5 protein-coding genes are annotated in these 4,156 nt (G+C 58.1%); 3 read left to right on the top strand and 2 right to left on the bottom strand.

The features are described 5' to 3' along the window. Positions 1–74: 74 nt before the first annotated feature. Positions 75–1,043, bottom strand: coding sequence for a TAXI family TRAP transporter solute-binding subunit (locus B3849_RS13565; protein WP_168592878.1), 969 nt, complete (start codon positions 1,041–1,043; stop codon positions 75–77). Between the two features lie 110 nt (positions 1,044–1,153). Beyond that, positions 1,154–2,134, bottom strand: a complete 981-nt coding sequence (locus B3849_RS13560) for a LacI family DNA-binding transcriptional regulator (protein ID WP_168592877.1) — start codon at positions 2,132–2,134, stop codon at positions 1,154–1,156. Between the two features lie 172 nt (positions 2,135–2,306). Between B3849_RS13560 and B3849_RS13555 the strand changes: the two genes are divergently transcribed. From B3849_RS13555 to B3849_RS13545, 3 genes are all read left to right on the top strand, one after another. Further along, positions 2,307–3,008: a haloacid dehalogenase type II gene (locus B3849_RS13555; RefSeq protein WP_278426019.1), complete on the top strand. Its 702-nt coding sequence runs from the start codon at positions 2,307–2,309 to the stop codon at positions 3,006–3,008. A gap of 140 nt (positions 3,009–3,148) precedes the next feature. Continuing rightward, the gene (locus B3849_RS13550) at positions 3,149–3,619 is read left to right on the top strand and encodes a MarR family winged helix-turn-helix transcriptional regulator (RefSeq protein ID WP_286780291.1); all 471 of its coding nucleotides are present in this window, start codon (positions 3,149–3,151) and stop codon (positions 3,617–3,619) included. Next, the coding region (locus B3849_RS13545) for a serine aminopeptidase domain-containing protein (protein WP_286780290.1) at positions 3,612–4,156 on the top strand (545 nt) is incomplete at its 3' end. The genes B3849_RS13550 and B3849_RS13545, both read left to right, overlap by 8 nt.

Genomic DNA, 4,156 nt, shown 5'->3' with positions numbered 1-4,156 from the left:
GATTCATCACGGCACCTTGGCGAAAATGGTAAATAGAGGGGCGACACGCGCCGCCCCTTTTGAGATCAGGTCTTTTACTTGAGGCGCGCGGGCACGGTCAGGCCGATTTCCTCGTAGTAGCGGATGGCACCCGGATGCAGCGGGCTGGTTGCGTATTGCAGGGTCAGCTCTGGCAGGTTCAAGCCTTTTACCGTCGGGAAAGCGGCGGATTGCTCGTCCATATTCTCCATCACGGCTTTGGTCAGGTCATAGGCCGTCTGGTCGTCCATATTGGGGCGCGCAGAGACACCGATCATGAATCCCCAGACCTTGTAAGGGCCTGTGTTCTCCATCTCGCCGCCCGGCATGTCCACGATGGAAAGCTCCGGCAGCGCTTCGCGGATCTTGGCTTCTTGCGCGTCGTCGATGCCAAGCGCAGTCAGCGGCGTGAAGGCCGCGATATCGGTGGTAAGCGCATCGAAGGACGTTCCCACGGCGCTTTTGACGAAGCCTTCGGAACGGCCGTCTTTGATGGCGTTGGCCTGTTCACTGTTGGTCCCGCGCACCCAATCGGGCGAGATTTCCAGCAGGTCGAACACAGCCAAGGCCGTGGCCTCGGTCGACGACCCACGCATGCCCGGTCCGAACTTCTTGCCGTCGATATCCGACAGTTTCTCGATACCGGAATCGCGGCGAACGACTGCGTTCTGAGGTGCCAGAGAATAGGCCCACAGGAGTTTGGATTCGATCGGCTTGCCGTCAAAGCTCTTGATGCCATTGTAGGCGTGATACAGCGTCGACGTCGTGATCAGCCCGATATCCAGCTGGTCGCGCGCCATGCGTTTGAGGTTATCGACCGTAGCACCCGTTTCCACGACCGACGCCTGATAGGCATCCGGATAGGCAGAGTTGATGATTTTCGCGAGCGAGGCGAAATAGGCATAATGCGCGCTTTGCGAATTGGTCGCACCGAAAGCGAGCCGCGTTTCAGCCTGAGCAGGCAAAGCCACCCCAAGCCCGGCAAGGGACAGTGCAGCGGCGACAGCGAAGTTGCGTAGTTTCATGGGTATCCTCCAAATATCATGAAACGATCCCGATAGGGACGTTCGAACGGAGGTTAGCCACAGTGCATAGCCGCTATGCAATTCCTGTCTGCGTTAATGAAATAATTTCACTACCCGCTTTGACGTTCTTGGAGTTCACCCGCCAAAACACGGATATCACCGGTCCCGACATAGCTCTCGGCGCTTAATATAATATCGACCGCTTGATCCAGCATGCGGCGCAGTGGCTGGCGCATTGTGGTCAGCCGGTAGGATTCCCACGCCGCCATCGGAATGTCGTCGAACCCGATCACAGCGAGATCACCGGGGACCGAGATGCCTTTGTTTCTTGCAGCATCAAGCATGGCAATCGCCATGATGTCATTGGCGCAGAACACGGCGTCCGGCATCGGACGCTGGACCAACATTTCTTGCGCTGCGGCATAGGCTTGGCGGTAGCTGAACCCGCCGTCGAACTGCACAGCGATCTCGCGTCCGGCCTCTTCCAACTGGTCGCGAAACCCTCGCATGCGTTCCAGATGCGTCGAGGTATCACGCCGCCCACCGATAAAGGCGATGCGCTGTCGGCCACCGTCCAGAAACCGCCGCGCTATCGTTCGCGCGCCCCCATAATTGTCGCAGCACACCGCCATCATGGTACTGTCGGTCTGTACCCGATTCAGCAACACGGCGGGAATTCCGTTCTGACGACAGGCACGCGCCAGCCCGGAGGTGATTGTGGAGCTTGCCAGAATGACCCCCTGCGTGCGGAAGTCGATGACTTGACGGATCATCGTGTCCACATCTTCGGCCGCTGGCACCACATGCATAATCGCCTTGAGCCCGCGCCCCGGTAGCATTCGGGTCAATTCGTCCATCACAATGGGATAGAACGGGTTTCGCATTTCGCTCAACACCATCGAGATCGTGTTGCTGGATTGTTTGGCCAACACCTGATCAACCTTGCTCACATATCCAAGCGCCGTGGCAGCAGCAAAGATCGCTTTGCGCTTCTCCTCGGCAATCGGGGCATTCCCCCGATACGCGCGCGACACGGCGGACACCGAAACGCCCGCGCGGGCGGCAACATCTTTGGCAGTGACCTTTTTCATATCGATTGCCTTACCCGATTGCTGCGCTTGCCCGAAATGGGGACCGACGGCTGACCTCGCGCATAGTTTGACGAAGCAATGACATGGGTGCAATTGTGAAACGTACCCGCCATTGCGTTCAAATACTTTGATGAATGCTGCCGAAAAGTAGCACGCTCAGAAAGCCCCCCCCATGCCAGACCGCACAGATTTTTCGACTATTGTTTTCGACGTAAACGAAACCCTTCTGGATATCGCGACGCTAGAGCCGTTCTTTGACCGCGTGTTCGGCAATGCCGCGGTCCTGCGCGAATGGTTTCCAGAGCTGATCTTGTACTCGCAAACAGTGACCTTGTCCGGGCTCTATGTTCCCTTCGGCGATCTGGCAGGTGGTGTTCTGCGGATGGTTGGCGACAATAGAAACATCGCCATTCAGGATAGCGACGTATCCGAGCTGAAGTCACTGATTGGATCGATGCCCGCCCATGCCGATGTGACCCCGGCCTTGACCAAATTGCGCGACGCGGGGTTCACGCTTGTGACCCTGACGAACTCCGCCCCATCCCCCGCGCCGACACCCCTTGAAAAAGCCGGCATCGCAGCGCTTTTTGACCACCACTTTAGCGTGGCCGAGGTCGGTCACTTCAAACCACATCCGTCGACATATCAGATGGTTGCCGACCGTCTGGGCGTCGATGTCTCAAGCCTGTGCATGGTCGCATGTCATATCTGGGACACCATCGGCGCGCAGTCCGTGGGGTGCCGCGGTGCCTTTATCGCGCGGCCACATAACAGCATCCTGCACGTGCCCGGCGTACCGGAACCTGACTTTACCTCACATGATCTCGCCAAGCTTGCCGACCAGATCATTCAGGCACAGAAGTTGACCGAGTAGGCAGCAAAAAGCCCTGTTCGCCGTCGCGGTGCCGCAGGGTGCGGCCGTGTCGTAACGTCACCATTGTCTGTGACGCGGTACATGTTGTCGGGTGCATTTAATTCACATACGAACAAAATAGTTCATATGTGAATTGATTTATGGCCAATACATTCAAGGTTTTCCACAAGCTCCAGATCGCACATTCAGCGCTCTTTCGCGCTGCCGACCGCCGGACGCGCAACAAGATAGGGCTTACAACATCACAGCTAGCGGTGCTGTTGATCCTGTCGCGAAAGGACGGACAGCCCATCAGTGACCTCTCTTCGACCCTTGCTATGGGTAAGTCGAGCTTGACCGGTCTTGTGGATCGCATGTGCGCAAAGGGTCTGGTGCGGCGGTCACCGTCGCCGGTGGATGGCCGCGTCATACACGTCTACCTTGAACAGTCGGGCCGCGCGGTGCTTGAACAGGGCGCGGGCGAAATAAGCCAGTTCAACGCGGCGCTACTTGCGCCTTTTCCTGCTGAGGAACAGGCCATTATTGAACGGTTTCTGACGCATCTGGCAGACAATGCGGACGGCATTGTGAACGGCCCTACCCCGCCGAAGAAAGGGCCAGCCGATGACTGAAGACATTACCCAAACGACGATCCGCTTCGCCGCCACCGATGGATGGGAGCTGGAGGCAGACATCTATACCTCACCTTCGCCCAAAATCGCGGTATTGATCTCGGCCGGCACGGGGTTCCCGCGTCAGTTTTATACGGGCCTCGCGATGTATCTGGCCCGCCAAGGTGCCGTTGTCCTGACCTATGACTATCGGGGGATTGGGGGATCAAAGGGCAAGGATCTGGCCGGATCCGGGATCGACTATCCTGACTGGGGACGGCTTGACGCACCCGCCGCCCTAAATGCGCTGGAGGAGGCGGCACCGGGTCTGCCGCTTACACATCTGTGTCACAGTGTCGGCGGGCATTTTGTCGGCCTCATGCCGAACCACTCCAGGATCACCAGACACGCGTTTGTTTCTGTCGGGACCGGGTTTTTCGGCGGTCACCACCTGCGCAATATCCCGTCGGAGCTTTATTTCTGGTGGGTGTTGGGCCCCTATTTGCTGCTGCGCTACGGCTATATCAAACCGGCGGGCGGCTGGCGGGGCGAAGCGCT

Source organism: Sulfitobacter sp. UBA4523 (assembly GCF_002388305.1).
Lineage (GTDB): Bacteria > Pseudomonadota > Alphaproteobacteria > Rhodobacterales > Rhodobacteraceae > Sulfitobacter > Sulfitobacter pontiacus.
Note: the sequence above shows the minus strand (reverse complement) of the source record. Positions and strands in the feature narration are given on the sequence as shown.

What these genes read in the sequence shown, in the direction of transcription:
- B3849_RS13555 (WP_278426019.1), top strand. Translation starts at nt 2,307, where the DNA reads ATGCCAGACCGCACAGATTTTTCGACTATTGTTTTCGACGTAAACGAA.
- B3849_RS13560 (WP_168592877.1), bottom strand. Translation starts at nt 2,134, where the DNA reads ATGAAAAAGGTCACTGCCAAAGATGTTGCCGCCCGCGCGGGCGTTTCG.
- B3849_RS13550 (WP_286780291.1), top strand. Translation starts at nt 3,149, where the DNA reads ATGGCCAATACATTCAAGGTTTTCCACAAGCTCCAGATCGCACATTCA.
- B3849_RS13565 (WP_168592878.1), bottom strand. Translation starts at nt 1,043, where the DNA reads ATGAAACTACGCAACTTCGCTGTCGCCGCTGCACTGTCCCTTGCCGGG.